Source organism: Scandinavium sp. (genome assembly GCF_032012665.1).
Lineage (GTDB): Bacteria > Pseudomonadota > Gammaproteobacteria > Enterobacterales > Enterobacteriaceae > Scandinavium.
The window spans coordinates 1-15,530 of sequence record NZ_DALZVG010000034.1 but is presented as its reverse complement, the minus strand read 5'-3'; the positions used below and the strand labels follow the sequence as shown (position 1 = coordinate 15,530).

General features: G+C 54.8%; 17 protein-coding genes. 10 read left to right on the top strand and 7 right to left on the bottom strand.

All coding sequences use genetic code 11. The features are described 5' to 3' along the window. Positions 1-15 precede the first annotated feature (15 nt). Positions 16-912, bottom strand: coding sequence for an aldo/keto reductase family oxidoreductase (locus RTU33_RS19875; RefSeq protein WP_312629678.1), 897 nt, complete (start codon positions 910-912; stop codon positions 16-18). Positions 913-961: 49 nt separating this feature from the next. Further along, positions 962-1,231: a DUF1289 domain-containing protein gene (locus tag RTU33_RS19870; protein ID WP_312629676.1), complete on the bottom strand. Its 270-nt coding sequence runs from the start codon at positions 1,229-1,231 to the stop codon at positions 962-964. Positions 1,232-1,311: 80 nt separating this feature from the next. Here RTU33_RS19870 and RTU33_RS19865 point away from each other — a divergent pair, with 80 nt between their 5' ends. The 4 genes from RTU33_RS19865 to rnt all read left to right on the top strand — a co-directional run bounded on the left by RTU33_RS19865 (position 1,312) and on the right by rnt (position 4,365). After that, a complete protein-coding gene (locus tag RTU33_RS19865; protein WP_312629674.1) occupies positions 1,312-1,911 on the top strand; it encodes a TetR/AcrR family transcriptional regulator in 600 nt (199 codons plus the stop codon). 118 nt (positions 1,912-2,029) lie between these two features. Beyond that, positions 2,030-3,127, top strand: coding sequence for an alkene reductase (locus tag RTU33_RS19860; protein WP_312629672.1), 1,098 nt, complete (start codon positions 2,030-2,032; stop codon positions 3,125-3,127). Between the two features lie 77 nt (positions 3,128-3,204). Next, on the top strand, positions 3,205-3,612 hold the full coding sequence (gene gloA / locus RTU33_RS19855) for a lactoylglutathione lyase (protein ID WP_312629670.1): 408 nt from the start codon (positions 3,205-3,207) through the stop codon (positions 3,610-3,612). A gap of 105 nt (positions 3,613-3,717) precedes the next feature. Then, positions 3,718-4,365: a ribonuclease T gene (rnt, locus tag RTU33_RS19850; RefSeq protein WP_312629668.1), complete on the top strand. Its 648-nt coding sequence runs from the start codon at positions 3,718-3,720 to the stop codon at positions 4,363-4,365. A 46-nt stretch (positions 4,366-4,411) separates the two neighbouring features. Here rnt and RTU33_RS19845 read toward each other — a convergent pair whose 3' ends face one another. Then, positions 4,412-4,759 carry a Grx4 family monothiol glutaredoxin gene (locus RTU33_RS19845; protein WP_097163917.1) on the bottom strand — a complete coding sequence of 116 codons (348 nt, stop codon included), beginning with the start codon at positions 4,757-4,759 and terminating at the stop codon, positions 4,412-4,414. A 340-nt stretch (positions 4,760-5,099) separates the two neighbouring features. On the opposite strand from RTU33_RS19845, the gene RTU33_RS19840 reads away from it, so the two are divergent. Further along, positions 5,100-5,900 (top strand): C40 family peptidase, encoded by an 801-nt coding sequence (locus RTU33_RS19840; protein ID WP_312629666.1) that lies wholly within the window; start codon positions 5,100-5,102, stop codon positions 5,898-5,900. Between the two features lie 121 nt (positions 5,901-6,021). Further along, positions 6,022-6,603, top strand: a complete 582-nt coding sequence (gene sodB / locus RTU33_RS19835; protein WP_312629665.1) for a superoxide dismutase [Fe] — start codon at positions 6,022-6,024, stop codon at positions 6,601-6,603. A gap of 36 nt (positions 6,604-6,639) precedes the next feature. On the opposite strand, the gene RTU33_RS19830 is transcribed toward sodB, so the two are convergent. Then, positions 6,640-7,806 carry an MFS transporter gene (locus RTU33_RS19830; RefSeq protein WP_312629664.1) on the bottom strand — a complete coding sequence of 389 codons (1,167 nt, stop codon included), beginning with the start codon at positions 7,804-7,806 and terminating at the stop codon, positions 6,640-6,642. A 170-nt stretch (positions 7,807-7,976) separates the two neighbouring features. Further along, positions 7,977-8,066, bottom strand: coding sequence for a YnhF family membrane protein (locus RTU33_RS19825; RefSeq protein WP_312629663.1), 90 nt, complete (start codon positions 8,064-8,066; stop codon positions 7,977-7,979). 293 nt (positions 8,067-8,359) lie between these two features. Between RTU33_RS19825 and purR the strand changes: the two genes are divergently transcribed. Next, complete coding sequence (purR, locus tag RTU33_RS19820) at positions 8,360-9,385, top strand: HTH-type transcriptional repressor PurR (RefSeq protein ID WP_312629662.1); 1,026 nt, start codon at positions 8,360-8,362, stop codon at positions 9,383-9,385. 17 nt (positions 9,386-9,402) lie between these two features. On the opposite strand, the gene punR is transcribed toward purR, so the two are convergent. Beyond that, positions 9,403-10,314 carry a DNA-binding transcriptional activator PunR gene (gene punR, locus RTU33_RS19815; protein WP_312629661.1) on the bottom strand — a complete coding sequence of 304 codons (912 nt, stop codon included), beginning with the start codon at positions 10,312-10,314 and terminating at the stop codon, positions 9,403-9,405. Between the two features lie 110 nt (positions 10,315-10,424). Here punR and punC point away from each other — a divergent pair, with 110 nt between their 5' ends. Further along, positions 10,425-11,609 (top strand): purine nucleoside transporter PunC, encoded by a 1,185-nt coding sequence (gene punC / locus RTU33_RS19810; protein ID WP_312629660.1) that lies wholly within the window; start codon positions 10,425-10,427, stop codon positions 11,607-11,609. A 299-nt stretch (positions 11,610-11,908) separates the two neighbouring features. After that, complete coding sequence (gene cfa, locus RTU33_RS19805) at positions 11,909-13,057, top strand: cyclopropane fatty acyl phospholipid synthase (RefSeq protein ID WP_312629659.1); 1,149 nt, start codon at positions 11,909-11,911, stop codon at positions 13,055-13,057. A 32-nt stretch (positions 13,058-13,089) separates the two neighbouring features. Here cfa and RTU33_RS19800 read toward each other — a convergent pair whose 3' ends face one another. Continuing rightward, positions 13,090-13,731 carry a riboflavin synthase subunit alpha gene (locus RTU33_RS19800; RefSeq protein WP_312629658.1) on the bottom strand — a complete coding sequence of 214 codons (642 nt, stop codon included), beginning with the start codon at positions 13,729-13,731 and terminating at the stop codon, positions 13,090-13,092. Between the two features lie 235 nt (positions 13,732-13,966). On the opposite strand from RTU33_RS19800, the gene mdtK reads away from it, so the two are divergent. Further along, the gene (gene mdtK / locus RTU33_RS19795; protein ID WP_312629656.1) at positions 13,967-15,340 is read left to right on the top strand and encodes an MdtK family multidrug efflux MATE transporter; all 1,374 of its coding nucleotides are present in this window, start codon (positions 13,967-13,969) and stop codon (positions 15,338-15,340) included. Positions 15,341-15,530: the final 190 nt, after the last annotated feature.

The window sequence follows — 15,530 nt, the reverse complement described above, 5'->3', positions numbered from 1 at the left end:
GAGCGTAAAGCGGAATTAAGGTACGTCGTAGCCGAGCGCGGCTTTACGAATGCGGAACCACTGTTGGCGGGTCATCTCCAGATGCTCTGCCGCAATGGCGGAACGCACGCGTTCAATTTTACCTGAGCCAATGATAGGCAATGGCTGAGACGGTAAGCGCATCACCCAGGCGTAGACCACCTGCTCAATGCTTTCTGCATTCAGTTCTTTCGCTACCTGAGCCAGCTCATCGCGCAGCGGCTGATATTTGTCGTCATTGAACAGGCTACCGCCGCCGAGGCAGGACCACGCCATCGGACGCACGCGCAGCTGCTGCAGCTGATCGAGCGTGCCGTCCAGCAACAGCGGCTGGTGCACCGGCGAAAGCTCAACCTGATTAGTGGCAAGCGTAAACGGCAGGCGCGACTGCAACAGAGAGAACTGCGCAGGCGTGAAGTTTGAGACGCCAAAGTGGCGCACCTTGCCGCTCTGGTGCAGTTCAGTAAACGCTTCCGCGACTTCGTCGGCATCCATCAGCGGATCCGGACGGTGGATCAGCAGTAAATCGAGGTGATCCGTCGCCAGATTTTTCAGCGACTGCTCCGCACTGCGCACGATATGGTCGCGATCGGTAATGTAGTGGCCAATGACGTTTTCCGGATTCGCGGTAGTCGCGATACCACACTTGCTGACCACTTCCATACGGGAACGCAGGTGCGGAGCCAGCTTCAGGGCTTCACCAAAGGCCGCTTCGCACAGGTAGCCGCCGTAAATATCTGCGTGATCGACCGTGGTAACACCCAGATCCAGATGTTCTTCAATAAAGCTGACCAGCTGCTGCGGGGACATGTTCCAGTCCATCAGGCGCCAGTAGCCCATTACAAAGCGGGAGAATTCCGGGCCGTTTGGCGCGAGGGTAATACGCTGAACCATAAATGCTTCCTCAACAGAAAAATTTCATCGAGTATACGCACATTCAGCGCTAAAACAGTGAGGGCTGATCGGGTTCTTCAGGTATTGTGGGTTTGTTTGCGCGGATTTTGCGCAGAAGACGCTGGCGACACAGGCGTAGCACCTCCTGTTTCTGAGCATCGGTGAACTGCTGCCAGTTGAAGCGCTCTTCGCGGCTACGCAGGCAGCCGCGGCAATAGCCACGCTCATCAGACTGACAAATACCCCGGCAAGGACTTTGAACCGGGAAAAACTCCAGCTGCTCTGCCACATCGCCCCCCTGTTTTCCGCTTACTGTCATTGAAGCCTGATAATGCGCATCCTGCAACCCTTCACACTTTTCACTTGCATTAGACCGATCGGTCTACTACATTGAGCGCCATGAACAGACCAATCGAACACGACACCCGCGAACACATCCTCGCCACCGGCGAGAGCCTGTGCATGCATCGCGGCTTTACCGGAATGGGCCTGAGCGAGCTCCTGAAAACGGCGGAAGTGCCGAAGGGTTCGTTCTATCACTATTTCCGCTCTAAAGAAGCGTTTGGCGTGGCGATGCTTGAGCGACACTATGCCGACTATCACCGTCGCCTGGCTGAACATTTTGCGCACGGTGAAGGCAACCACCGCGACAGGCTGCTGGCTTACTATCAGCACACGCTCAACCAGTTTTGCCAGCAGGGCATCATCAGCGGTTGTCTGACGGTCAAACTCTCCGCCGAAGTTTGCGATCTTTCGGAAGTCATGCGCACGGAGATGAACAAAGGAGCCAGCCAGATTATCGTGCTGTTGACCCACGCGCTGGATGAAGGCAGCAAAGAAGGCTGCCTGACTTTCCAGGGCGATGCGCATACCCAGGCGGAAGTGCTCTACTCCTTATGGCTGGGCGCGAATCTACAGGCCAAGATATCCCGCAGTGCGACGCCGCTGGAAAGCGCGCTCGAACATGCGAAAACGATGATTGCCGCACCGGGGCTGTAGTCCACATACGGCAGGTTAAGCAGGCCTTTCCCGGCTTAACAACGACTAACGGAAAATCAGCACGTTGATTTTCTTTTTTTATCGAATCACCAGACGACCGGTCTACTCAGGAGTCACCATGTCACGATCCAAACTGTTTACCCCGCTCAAGGTTGGCGCAGTTACTCTGCCTAACCGCGTACTGATGGCGCCGCTGACGCGTCTGCGCAGCATCGAGCCGGGTGATATCCCGACGCCGCTGATGGGCGAGTACTACCGCCAGCGCGCAAGCTCAGGGCTTATCATCTCTGAAGCTACGCAGATTTCTGCCCAGGCGAAAGGCTACGCTGGTGCACCAGGCCTTCATAGCGAGGAACAGATTGCCGCGTGGAAAAAAATTACCGCGGGCGTCCATGCCGAGCATGGTCATATGGCGGTTCAGCTGTGGCACACCGGCCGCATCTCCCACACCAGCCTCCAGCCCGGAGGCAAGGCGCCAGTGGCCCCTTCCGCACTGAGCGCAGGCACGCGTACTTCTCTGCGTGATGCCAACGGCAACGCAACCCGTGAAGATACTTCTCTGCCACGCGCGCTCGAACTGGATGAAATCCCGGGTATCGTGAACGATTTCCGTCAGGCTGTCGCTAACGCTCGCGAAGCCGGTTTCGATCTGGTTGAGCTGCACTCTGCACACGGTTATCTGCTACACCAGTTCCTGTCACCGTCTGCTAACCATCGTACCGATCAGTATGGCGGCAGCATCGAAAACCGCGCCCGCCTGGTGCTGGAAGTGGTCGATGCCGTCAGCAAAGAGTGGAGCGCTGATCGTATCGGTATCCGCGTATCGCCAATCGGTTCTTTCCAGAACACCGACAACGGTCCGAACGAAGAAGCCGATGCGCTGTACCTGATTGAAGAACTCGGTAAACGCGGGATTGCCTATCTGCATATGTCCGAGCCGGACTGGGCTGGCGGTCAGCCATACACCGAAGAATTCCGTCGTAAGGTGCGCGAGCGCTTCCACGGCCCAATCATTGGCGCTGGCGCTTACACGCCGGAGAAAGCCGAAGATCTGATTGAAAAAGGCCTGATAGACGCCGTCGCCTTTGGCCGCGCCTATATTGCCAACCCGGATCTGGTTGCGCGTCTGGAACGCAAAGCTGAGCTCAACCCACAGCGCCCGGAAAGTTTCTACGGCGGCGGAGCGGAAGGTTACACCGATTACCCTGCCCTCTAATCCTGCATTGATAGCGGCGCATAAGCGCCGCTATACTGATATTCCTGATGTACAAACAACACTTTAAGGGGAAGAGTATGCGCCTGCTTCACACCATGCTGCGTGTTGGCAATCTGCAACGTTCAATCGAGTTTTACACCAACGTGCTGGGCATGACGCTGCTGCGCACCAGCGAAAACCCGGAATATAAATACTCCCTCGCCTTCGTTGGCTACGGCCCGGAAAGCGAAGAAGCCGTTATCGAACTGACCTATAACTGGGGCGTCGATAGCTACGACCTCGGCACGGCATACGGCCATATCGCGCTGAGCGTGGACAATGCGGCAGAAGCCTGCGAACGCATTCGCAACAACGGCGGCAACGTTACCCGCGAAGCGGGCCCGGTCAAAGGTGGTTCGACCATCATCGCCTTCGTGGAAGATCCCGATGGCTATAAAATTGAACTGATCGAAGCAAAAGACGCCGGTAAGGGTCTTGGCAACTAAGGTTCAGGGGTGCTCAGGCACCCTTTTTTACGCCCACCTTTGCTGCAACTGCTGGCAAAATTTGCCATAATGCGCGCTACTTTTTTGTATGCTTAAGAGATCCAGATGTCCGACAACGCTCAACGTAATGCTCTGTGCGACCGCTTCCGTGGTTTTTATCCTGTCGTTATCGATGTAGAAACCGCGGGCTTTAACGCTAAAACGGATGCGCTGCTGGAAGTCGCCGCCGTGACGTTAAAAATGGACGAGGAAGGCTGGCTGATGCCGGACAGCACACTGCATTTTCACGTTGAACCGTTCGAAGGCGCAAACCTGGTGCCTGAAGCGCTGGCGTTTAACGGCATTGATCCGAATGACCCGGAACGCGGCGCGGTCAGCGAATACGATGCGCTGCACGCCATTTTTAAAGAAGTACGCAAGGGCATGAAGGATCAGGAGTGCAACCGTGCCATTATGGTCGCCCACAACGCCACGTTCGATCACAGCTTTATGATGGCCGCCGCCGAGCGAGCCGGGCTTAAGCGTAACCCTTTCCACCCGTTCGTGACCTTTGATACCGCAGCCCTGAGCGGTCTTGCTCTGGGGCAGACCGTGCTGTCAAAAGCCTGTATCACGGCAGGGATGGAATTTGACGGTACTCAGGCGCATTCGGCGCTGTACGACACTGAACAGACCGCGCAGCTATTTTGTGAAATCGTCAACCGGTGGAAACGTCTCGGCGGCTGGCCGTTGCCTGTCGCTGAAAATGCGTAATAAAAAAAGCGACCTGAAGGTCGCTTTTTTTATGCTGCCAGCAGGATTACTCTGCCGCCTGCTCGTCGTCTTTATACTTCGCAGCCGTCTCTTTGATCAGCTGCTGCAGTTCACCGCGCTGATACATTTCGATCAGGATGTCGCAGCCGCCAACCAGCTCACCGTCAACCCAAAGCTGCGGGAAAGTCGGCCAGTTTGCGTACTTAGGCAGCTCGGCGCGGATGTCCGGGTTTTGCAGAATATCTACGTAAGCAAAGCGCTCACCGCAGGCAGACAGCGCCTGAACCGCCTGAGCAGAGAAACCGCAGCTCGGCAGCTTCGGAGACCCCTTCATGTACAGAAGGATTGGGTTTTCGGCGATTTGGGTCTGGATTTTCTCAAGAGTCGTACTCATTGTCTTGCTTCCTCAAACTTCTTTTTTATGACTGTAGCTGCTAAGTGTAACGCCAACGGCTACCGTCAGAAATAACATTTTGTTCACGCAAATGCATTTTACCTCTGACGCCGTAAAGTTGCCTTAAAAATATGTGTTTATCGGCAAACTCCGAGAACAACTTGAGCGTTTTTCGTGCGCCTTATGTCCGAATTGATGTAATTTTTTGCAGTTGCTAACGAAATGGATCATTCAATAGAAAAAGTGTATTAACAACCAGGGTTTTTATGCATTAGAATCGATGCGTTTTGTCAATCATACCCAGGCATGACCGTTTGCCTGCCTAACAGAGGAATGCTCAGTGGCGCGGATAAATAAAATCTCGATCACGCTCTGTGCTTTACTGTTTACATCGTTGTCGATTACGCCTTTGTCTCATGCGTCTGAACAGGCGCGGTCTTCCGCATCCCAGAAATCGCATCAGGCCAAGACGGACCGTAAAAAACGAACCAGCGGCAACAAAAGCAAAACCACTGCGAAAACAAAAACAACCAGCAAAAAGAAAACCACGCTCAAGAGCAAACCTGCTATTTCCGCCAGCAAAAAGACCTCCACGCGCAAAACCCACAGCCCCGCCCTGAAAACCGCTTCGGCAAAAATGGTGCAGAAATGCAGCGTTCGCAAGGGGCATAAAAAGAAATGCGTGACCGAGGAAGTCAAACCGCTGACCATTGCCGATGCGCATAAAGTCCGCGTGCAAAAAGCGCAGAAAACCGCAATGAATAAACTGATGGGCCAGATTGGTAAGCCATACCGTTGGGGTGGTACGTCGCCGCGCACCGGTTTCGACTGCAGCGGTCTGGTCTATTATGCGTATAAAGATTTGGTCAAGTTCCGCATTCCTCGCACCGCGAATGAGATGTATCACCTGCGTGATGCCCGGGCCGTTGAACGTGGTGAACTGGAAAGTGGCGATCTGGTCTTCTTCCGCACTCGTGGTCGCGGCACTGCCGATCATGTTGGCGTGTATGTTGGCGGCGGGAAATTTATTCAGTCTCCACGTACCGGGCGAGATATCCAGATTACCTCCCTCAGTGAAGACTACTGGGCCAACCACTACGTTGGTGCTCGCCGCGTAATGACGCCGAAAACCATTCGTTGATCCCCTGCCCCGTCGTTTCAGCGTCGGGGTAAGTTCCTCTTTAGCCACATCTTTTAATTTGCTACCCTATCCATACTCAATACAGGGTTATTGAGTCTTAAAATAATAGGGAGAATAAGCAATGTCATTCGAATTACCTGCATTACCGTATGCAAAAGACGCTCTCGCGCCGCACATTTCTGCTGAAACGCTGGAATACCATTACGGAAAACACCACCAGACCTACGTCACCAACCTCAACAATCTGATCAAAGGCACGGCTTTTGAAGGCAAAACGCTGGAGGATATTGTTCGCACTTCTGAAGCGGGCGTGTTCAACAACGCCGCTCAGGTGTGGAACCACACCTTCTACTGGCACTGCCTGGCACCCAACGCCGGCGGCGAACCTGCAGGCGCTGTCGCTGCGGCCATCAACGAAAGCTTCGGCAGCTTTGCGGATTTCAAAGCGCAGTTTACCGATGCAGCCGTCAAAAACTTCGGTGCAGGCTGGACCTGGCTTGTGAAAAAAGCGGACGGCAAACTGGCTATCGTTTCCACTTCGAACGCAGGCACGCCGCTGACGACGGATGCAAAACCGCTGCTGACCGTAGATGTGTGGGAGCACGCCTATTACATCGACTACCGTAACGCCCGTCCGAACTATCTCGAGCACTTCTGGGCGCTGGTAAACTGGGAATTTGTCGCGAAGAACCTGGCGGCATAATGCCTGGCCCGGCGGTGCCTGCCGCCGGGCATATTATCAGTGGCTGGAATACGCTTCTTCAGGCTGGCGACGGCCGCTGAACAGCACCACCAGCAGCGCCATACCCGCGATAACCGCGCCCATCACTGGCACAAAACTGTAGCCCAGACCACCGGAAATAACCGCTCCGCCAGCAGCCGCGCCCAGCGCATTGCCCAGATTAAATGCCCCGATATTGACCGAGGACGATAGCCCCGGAGCTTCGTGCGCCACGCGCATAACGCGCATTTGTAAAGGTGGAACCACGGCGAACGTCGCAGCACCCCAGACAACCATGCTTATCGCTGCACCGATTTCGTTCTGCGCTACCCACGGAATCGCCACCATCACGGCAATCAGCAGCAGTAAAAAACCTTTCAGCGTGCCGGTCACCGAGCGGTCAGCAAACTTACCACCCAGATAGTTACCGATGGAGAACCCAACGCCAATCAGCACCAGCATTGCCGTAACAAACAGCGGCGACGCTGAGGTAATGTTGTGCAGCACCGGTGCGATATAAGTGTAAAGCGTAAACATCGCGCCAGCGCCCAGAACGGTGGTTAACAGCGCAGATAAAACCTGGGGACGCATCAGCACGGACATTTCCTGCTTCACATTCGGACGTTCACCACCGGTGCCTTTTGGTAATGAGAACCACAGGCTCATCATCGCCACCACGCCCAGACCGGCCGTTGCCAGGAATGACATACGCCAGCCGATGGTTTCACCCAGCCAGGTCGCTGCCGGTACACCGCCTATATTGGCAATCGTCAGCCCCATAAACATGGTTGCCACCGCGCTCGCCTGCTTGTGTTTGGGCACCACGCTCGCGGCCACAACAGATCCCAGACCAAAGAAAGCACCGTGGTTAAGGCTGGTGATGATGCGAGAGAGCAATAATGTGGTGTAGTCCGGTGCAATAGCCGACAGCACGTTGCCGAGCGTAAAAATCGCCATCAGAAAGATAAGCGCATTGCGGCGAGCACGATGTGACAGCAGCAGAGTCATTAACGGCGCGCCAACCATCACACCGATTGCGTAAGCGCTGATCAGCATGCCTGCTACGGGAATCGAAACATCCACGCCATTAGCGATAACGGGCAATAGCCCCATGGGCGAGAACTCGGTAGTGCCGATAGCAAATGCGCCGATTGCCAACGCCAGCAGTGGAAAATTGATTTTCATGTTACGACTCCGGTTAACCCTTTCCAGTAAAGGGCACGACAACAGAAGTCAAAAGCATGACATCAATCACAAAAAAACAGAAGTAAACAAAATGGCAAAAGATTTTTGCTAATTTGGTAACAATCAGACGGGGGTGGTGATGGAGGAAGAAGACTCTCCCTCCGGATAAATCAGTGTAACACCGCAGTCAGCCCAGCGGCGACAATGAGTGCCAGAGCGATCACAGTGGTCATCAGAGAGAGCTTCAGGTCGGTACTCATCAATTATTCTCCTTTTTATCCCCACAACAAAAGTGAGCCTGCTCATTTTTGCACACTTCAGTCTGAAAATCTTCCAGGTTTTAGAGCCATAGCGATTTTTCTCTTCCCCTTTGCCTCAGAATCAGACAAAATTCCACGCTAATTTAAAAGCGTACCAGCCATTGACCCCCTCCTGTCGTCCTGTGTCGTATCCCGGCGTACCGCAATTCAAATGAATTGTGTTAAGGGTGTGTAAAGGCAAACGTTTACGTGCCGGTCATCAGGCGTAAGGAAAGGGTCTGGAGTGAGAACGAATGGCAACAATTAAAGATGTAGCGAAGCGCGCAAACGTTTCCACTACAACCGTGTCACATGTTATTAACAAGACGCGTTTTGTCGCAGAAGAAACACGCAACGCCGTGTGGGCGGCAATCAAAGAGCTGCACTACTCCCCAAGTGCCGTAGCGCGCAGCCTGAAGGTCAATCACACCAAGACTATTGGCCTGCTGGCCACCAGCAGCGAAGCGGCTTATTTTGCGGAAATCATTGAAGCCGTTGAAAAAAACTGTTTCGAAAAGGGTTATACCCTGATTCTTGGCAACGCCTGGAACAACCTGGAAAAACAGCGTGCTTATCTCTCGATGATGGCGCAAAAGCGCGTCGATGGCCTGTTGGTGATGTGTTCTGAATATCCGCAGCCGGTACTCGACATGCTGGAAGAGTATCGCCATATTCCGATGGTCGTGATGGACTGGGGTGAAGCCAAAGCTGACTTCACCGACTCGGTGATCGATAACGCTTTCCAGGGCGGCTATCTTGCCGGGCGCTACCTGGTCGAACGCGGCCACCGCGATATCGGCGTGATCCCAGGCCCAATGGAGCGCAACACCGGCGCTGGCCGTCTGGCCGGATTCATGAAAGCCATGGAAGAAGCGCAAATTACCGTGCCGGAAAACTGGATCGTTCAGGGCGACTTTGAACCGGAATCCGGCTACCGCGCCATGCAGCAGATGATTGCGCAACAGCCACGCCCTACCGCGGTCTTCTGTGGCGGTGACATCATGGCGATGGGCGCACTCTGTGCCGCCGATGAACACGGCCTTCGCGTGCCTCAGGATATTTCGGTGATCGGATATGACAACGTGCGCAACGCTCGCTTCTTCACCCCAGCGCTGACCACCATCCATCAGCCAAAGGATTCCCTTGGGGAAGCTGCCTTCGATATGCTGCTGGACCGAATCGTCAACAAGCGCGAAGAGTCACAGTCCATTGAGGTCCACCCACGCCTGATCGAGCGCCGTTCAGTGGCAGACGGCCCGTTCCGCGATTACCGCCGTTAATCTCTGTGCGGAGCCGGTCAATCCGGCTCCTGCAGCCACTCTTTATTTAGCGTTTCGCTGTCCCCAAGATACTCCAGCAGCCAGCTCAGGGCCGGGGACATATCATTTTGCTGCCACGTCAGGCAGCATGCCGCATCCGGGAACGGGTTCTCAAGATCCAATGCCACCCACTCGCCGCTATCGATGTAAGGCCGTGCAAAATGCGTTGGCACCATTCCTGCGCACAGCCCTGCCGAAAGGCACGTTGCAGAAGATTCCCAGTCCGGCACCACGATGCGCTTCTGATTATCCAGCAGCCAGGTGATGCGCTTAGGCAAAGAGCGGGAGGTATCCTCGCGCACCAGAGAAGGCCAGTTGCGCAACACATCGTCGCTCAGCGGCCCCGGCATTTGAGCCAGAGGATGTTGATTCGACACCACGCAGCTCCAGCTCAGCATGCCCATATCGCGAAACGCATAGCGTCCACCGACCGGAATCGCCTGCGTTGCCCCGATCGCCAGCTCAACTCGCCCGTCCGACAGTGCATCCCAGACGCCGTTGAACACTTCCTGGAAAACGCACAGCTCCACGTCCTGGAAATGACGGTAGAAATCGACAATCAGCTGCCGGGTACGCTCCGGGCGCACGATGTTATCCACGGCAATGGCCAGATTGCCACGCCATCCGTTAGCGATCTGTTGGCACTGCTGACGGGTGATCTGCATTTTTTTGATAACAGACCGCCCTTCCTTCAAAAACCAGACGCCAGCGGGGGTGAGCTCCACGTCGCGATGACGTCGTTCAAACAGCGGCACTGCCAGCCATTCTTCGAGCTGACGCACGGTGTAGCTTACCGCTGAAGGCACGCGGTGCAGCTCCTGCGCTGCCGCGCTAAAGCTTCCGTTGCGGGCGACCGCATCCACCACTTCAAGGGAATATTCAGACCACATTTTCTGCCTGCAAAAATTTTGAATTCACCAGACAAATATTAGCGTTTCACAAGCGAAGTTGCACTCCCTACACTCATCAGCCTGGTACACCTGCAATGAGAAAGAGAAAGATGATGCAACCTGGGAAAGGATTTTTATGCTGGCTGGGGGGCTTAAGCGTGCTCGGTTTTTTGGCAACCGACATGTATCTGCCCGCTTTTGCCGCGATTCAGAATGATTTACAAACCCCTGCAGCCGCCGTTAGCGCAAGCCTGAGTCTGTTCCTGGCCGGTTTTGCTTTCGCTCAGTTGCTGTGGGGGCCGCTTTCCGATCGCTACGGACGGAAACCCGTGCTGCTAATCGGCCTTGCCATCTTCGCTGTCGGCTGTATCGGCATGCTGTGGGTACGCGATGCCACGCTGCTGCTGGTGCTGCGCTTTGTGCAGGCCGTTGGCGTATGCGCCGCAGCCGTTACCTGGCAGGCAATGGTCACCGATTATTACCCAGCCCAGCGTACCAACCGAATTTTCGCCACCATCATGCCGCTGGTGGGGCTTTCTCCGGCGCTGGCGCCGCTGCTGGGCAGTTGGATCCTGCATCACTTCGAATGGCAGGCCATCTTCGCGACGCTGTTCGGGATTACGCTCCTGCTGATGATCCCGGCCCTGCGCCTGAAAAAACCGGCCCGGGAATTCCATCAAGAAGAAAAGCCGCTGACCTTTATGGCCCTGCTGCGCTCGCAGGATTATCGCGGTAACGTACTCATTTATGCCGCCTGCTCCGCCAGCTTCTTCGCCTGGCTTACCGGATCACCGTTCATTCTGAATGCAATGGGCTACGGCCCGACGGTGATCGGCCTGAGCTACGTTCCACAGACTATCGCTTTCCTGGTAGGTGGTTATGGCTGTCGCGCGGCGCTACAAAAATGGCAAGGTCAGCAGATGCTTCCGTGGTTGCTGATGGCCTTTGCCCTGAGCGTCGCTGGCACCTTTGCCGTCGGTCTCACCGCTGGCAGCTCGCTGACCGCCTTGCTCATCCCCTTCTGCCTTATGGCGATGGCGAACGGCGCAATCTATCCGATTGTCGTGGCGCAGGCGTTGCGTCCGTTCCCGCAGGCGACTGGTCGCGCGGCAGCGCTGCAAAATACGCTGCAGCTGGGGCTGTGCTTCCTCGCAAGCCTGGTGGTCTCGACACTGATTGCCACTCCGCTGTTGACCACGACCAGCGTAATGCTTGCGACGGTCGTACTGGCGGCCCTGGGCTACCGGATGCAGGCCACGGCGAATGACAAAGTGGCCGAAGAATCTCTCGCATAATGACGTTAGCAATTATGTAATAATTCGGTCATTAGTTTGCTAACATTTTTTATTGAACCTGACATTTTTGCGGCCTATACTGAGACCGGTATTACATAAATACGATAAAAATTAGCGATTAACGAGGGAACGGATTTCCCTCCATTCACCACGGAAGGCCTTTCGGCAAGGGATATCTCCCTTCCTCTGTTCTACGTCGGATAGCAGACTCACGGAACTTTCGTGAGAGTTCTCACATAACCCAAAAAGCGTCTACGCTGTTTTAAGGTTCTGATCACAAGCCGCGTGATGGAGAAGCTATGAGTTCATCGTGTATAGAAGAAGTAAGCGTACCCAATGATGACTGGTCCCGTATCGTCAGCGAACTGCTGAGCCGGGCGGGCATCAGGATCAATGGTTCCGCACCCGCAGACATCCGGGTCAATAATCCCCTGTTCTTTAAACGCGTGCTGCAGGAAGGGTCACTGGGATTAGGCGAAAGCTATATGGATGGCTGGTGGGAATGCGAACAGCTGGATGTGTTTTTCCATCAGGTGTTACGCGCCGGGCTCGAAAGCCAGCTCCCCCACCATTTAAAAGACACACTCCGCATCGCAGGCGCCCGCCTGCTCAATCTGCAAAGTAAGAAGCGCGCCTGGATAGTCGGTAAAGAGCATTACGATTTAGGCAATGATTTATTCAGCCGCATGCTCGACCCTTTTATGCAGTATTCCTGCGCTTACTGGAAAGACGCCGAAACGCTCGAACAGGCGCAACAGGCAAAGCTGGATCTTATCTGTCAGAAACTGCAGCTACAGCCGGGCATGCGGGTGCTGGACATCGGCTGCGGCTGGGGTGGGCTGGCGTATTACATGGCGAAAAATTACGGGGTCAGCGTGGTCGGCGTGACCATTTCTGCGGAGCAGCAGAAAATGGCACAGGCGCGCTGTGAAGGGCTGGACGTGCAAATCCTGTTGCAGGACTATCGGGATTTGCAGGATCAATTCGACCGCATCGTCTCTGTCGGCATGTTCGAGCACGTCGGACCAAAAAACTACGCCACCTATTTTGACGTCGTTGACAGAAACCTGAAGCCGGATGGCCTGTTCCTGCTGCATACAATCGGCTCGAAGAAAACGGACAACAACGTTGATCCCTGGATCAACAAGTATATCTTCCCGAACGGCTGTCTGCCCTCCGTACGCCAGATTGCCTGCGCCAGCGAACCGCATTTTATAATGGAAGACTGGCATAACTTTGGTGCCGACTACGATACCACGCTGATGGCCTGGCACGATCGTTTCCAGAAGAGCTGGCCAGACATTGCGGACAACTATTCAGAGCGATTTAAACGCATGTTCTCGTATTATTTGAACGCCTGCGCCGGTGCATTTCGCGCCCGTGACATTCAGCTCTGGCAGGTGGTGTTCACGCGCGGAACTGAAGGCGGTTTACGCGTCGCACGTTAAAATAAACCCCGGCTCGCCGGGGTTTTCTTTTATTATTCTGCGCTGACTGCTGGTTTCGCTGCGGCCTCTTTCGCCGCCAGCACCCGTTCAACCGTATCGACGACCGCCTGAGTTTGCGGGTCAATCTCAATATTGACCTTCTCGCCCAGCTTCTTCTTGCCAAGCGTTGTGCGCTGAAGCGTTTCCGGGATCAGGTGAACGCAGAAGCGTGTGGATGTCACTTCACCCACCGTCAGGCTGATGCCGTCGATACCAATAAACCCTTTATAGAGAATATATTTCATCAGAGACGGGTCCTGAACCTTAAACCAGATCTGACGGTTATTCTCAGAGGTCAGGATTTTTGCCACGTCCGCGGTCGTCATGATGTGGCCGGACATTAAATGACCGCCGATTTCATCATTAAAGCGTGCGGCGCGCTCCACGTTCACCACATCGCCCTCTTTGAGCTCGCCAAGATTGGTAATGCGCAGCGTCTCTTTCATCAGGTCAAAGCTGATTCGATCACCGTTGATTTCGGTAACCGTCAGGCAGCAGCCGTTGTGGGCAATGGACGCGCCAGTTTCAATGCCATCAAGCATATGCGCTGGCATTTCAACGATATGGGTACGAAAATTTGGTTTTTCATCGATGGACACCACTTTCGCTGTGCCCTGAACGATACCAGTAAACATGCCTTAAGCTCCTGTATCTACGAGGACGGAAATCATCACCGCCTTTTATATCCCGCACAATAACAGTTGCATTTCGGCCTTGCCAGTCAGAGGGCACTTACTGCCATTTTTTGACTGGCTTAATGGCTATGAGTCGCTACAATATATTCGAAAATTCCCCTGCTCTTTCTTCTTGCTGCCAGTTACGGCGGCTTTTTTAGTCTCTTCAACAATAACAATATAAAAAGGTACTCACGTGCAAAAGTACGTCACTGAAGCGCGCCAGCTTCTCGCGCTGGCAATACCGGTCATCCTTGCCCAGGTCGCTCAGACCGCAATGGGCTTCGTCGATACGGTCATGGCGGGTGGCTACAGTGCTACCGATATGGCCGCCGTCGCCATCGGCACCTCTATCTGGCTGCCAGCCATTCTGTTTGGTCACGGCCTGCTGCTGGCGTTGACGCCCGTCATTGCGCAACTGAACGGTTCCGGCCGCCGCGATCGTATCGGCTATCAGGTTCGTCAGGGGTTCTGGCTGGCCGGTTTCGTCAGCGTACTGGTCATGATCGTGCTATGGAATGCTGGTTACATCATTCATGCCATGCATAACATCGATCCTGAACTGGCGAATAAAGCCGTTGGCTACCTGCGTGCGTTGTTGTGGGGCGTGCCGGGCTATCTGTTCTTCCAGGTTTGCCGTAACCAGTGCGAAGGACTGGCGAAAACAAAACCGGGCATGGTGATGGGTTTTATTGGCCTGCTGGTGAACATCCCGGTGAACTATATCTTTATTTACGGTCATTTCGGCATGCCCGAACTCGGCGGCGTCGGCTGCGGCGTGGCGACGGCTTCCGTTTACTGGGTGATGTTCTTTGCGATGGTGTCGTACGTGAAGCGCGCGCGATCTATGCGCGATATCCGCACTCACGAAGGCTTCGGTAAACCAGATTATGCGATAATGAAACGTCTGGTGCAGCTCGGCCTGCCTATCGCGCTGGCGCTGTTTTTCGAGGTGACGCTGTTTGCCGTGGTCGCGCTTCTGGTCTCACCTTTGGGTATTATCGACGTTGCGGGGCACCAGATCGCCCTCAACTTCAGCTCGCTAATGTTCGTTCTGCCGATGTCGTTGGCCGCCGCCGTAACCATCCGTGTTGGCTTTCGTCTCGGTCAGGGTTCAACGCTTGATGCACAAACCGCCGCCCGTACCGGGCTTGGCGTTGGCGTCTGCATGGCTGTCATCACTGCGATCTTCACGGTGACGCTGCGCGAACATATCGCCCTGCTCTACAACGATAATCCTGAAGTTGTTACCCTGGCCTCTCAGCTGATGCTGCTGGCGGCGGTGTATCAGATTTCAGACTCCATCCAGGTCATTGGCAGTGGGATCCTGCGCGGCTACAAAGACACACGCTCGATCTTCTTCATTACTTTCACTGCTTATTGGGTACTCGGCCTGCCGAGCGGCTATGTGCTGGCGCTGACGGATATCGTCGTGCCCCGGCTGGGCCCTGCCGGTTTCTGGATGGGCTTTATTATCGGCCTGACCTCAGCGGCTGTGTTAATGATGCTGCGGATGCGCTTCCTCCAGCGCCAGCCTTCGGCAATCATTCTGGCGCGCGCCGCACGCTAATCCTCTCTCAGCCGCCTCACGGCGGCTGCTTTCTCGACAGTTTGCGCACTGTTTCCGCAATCGCGTGAAATCAGAAAGAAAAGTGGCAATTGCCTCTTGCCACTTCCCCTCCCTGCCGCTAATATTCGTCCCCGTTGTGCGTCCGTAGCTCAGTTGGTTAGAGCACCACCTTGACATGGTGGGGGTCGGT

What these genes read in the sequence shown, in the direction of transcription:
- purR (WP_312629662.1), top strand. Translation starts at nt 8,360, where the DNA reads ATGGCAACAATTAAAGATGTAGCGAAGCGCGCAAACGTTTCCACTACA.
- RTU33_RS19865 (WP_312629674.1), top strand. Translation starts at nt 1,312, where the DNA reads ATGAACAGACCAATCGAACACGACACCCGCGAACACATCCTCGCCACC.
- gloA (WP_312629670.1), top strand. Translation starts at nt 3,205, where the DNA reads ATGCGCCTGCTTCACACCATGCTGCGTGTTGGCAATCTGCAACGTTCA.
- RTU33_RS19875 (WP_312629678.1), bottom strand. Translation starts at nt 912, where the DNA reads ATGGTTCAGCGTATTACCCTCGCGCCAAACGGCCCGGAATTCTCCCGC.
- RTU33_RS19845 (WP_097163917.1), bottom strand. Translation starts at nt 4,759, where the DNA reads ATGAGTACGACTCTTGAGAAAATCCAGACCCAAATCGCCGAAAACCCA.
- RTU33_RS19860 (WP_312629672.1), top strand. Translation starts at nt 2,030, where the DNA reads ATGTCACGATCCAAACTGTTTACCCCGCTCAAGGTTGGCGCAGTTACT.
- RTU33_RS19800 (WP_312629658.1), bottom strand. Translation starts at nt 13,731, where the DNA reads ATGTTTACTGGTATCGTTCAGGGCACAGCGAAAGTGGTGTCCATCGAT.
- rnt (WP_312629668.1), top strand. Translation starts at nt 3,718, where the DNA reads ATGTCCGACAACGCTCAACGTAATGCTCTGTGCGACCGCTTCCGTGGT.
- RTU33_RS19825 (WP_312629663.1), bottom strand. Translation starts at nt 8,066, where the DNA reads ATGAGTACCGACCTGAAGCTCTCTCTGATGACCACTGTGATCGCTCTG.
- sodB (WP_312629665.1), top strand. Translation starts at nt 6,022, where the DNA reads ATGTCATTCGAATTACCTGCATTACCGTATGCAAAAGACGCTCTCGCG.
- punR (WP_312629661.1), bottom strand. Translation starts at nt 10,314, where the DNA reads ATGTGGTCTGAATATTCCCTTGAAGTGGTGGATGCGGTCGCCCGCAAC.
- cfa (WP_312629659.1), top strand. Translation starts at nt 11,909, where the DNA reads ATGAGTTCATCGTGTATAGAAGAAGTAAGCGTACCCAATGATGACTGG.
- punC (WP_312629660.1), top strand. Translation starts at nt 10,425, where the DNA reads ATGATGCAACCTGGGAAAGGATTTTTATGCTGGCTGGGGGGCTTAAGC.
- RTU33_RS19830 (WP_312629664.1), bottom strand. Translation starts at nt 7,806, where the DNA reads ATGAAAATCAATTTTCCACTGCTGGCGTTGGCAATCGGCGCATTTGCT.
- RTU33_RS19870 (WP_312629676.1), bottom strand. Translation starts at nt 1,231, where the DNA reads ATGACAGTAAGCGGAAAACAGGGGGGCGATGTGGCAGAGCAGCTGGAG.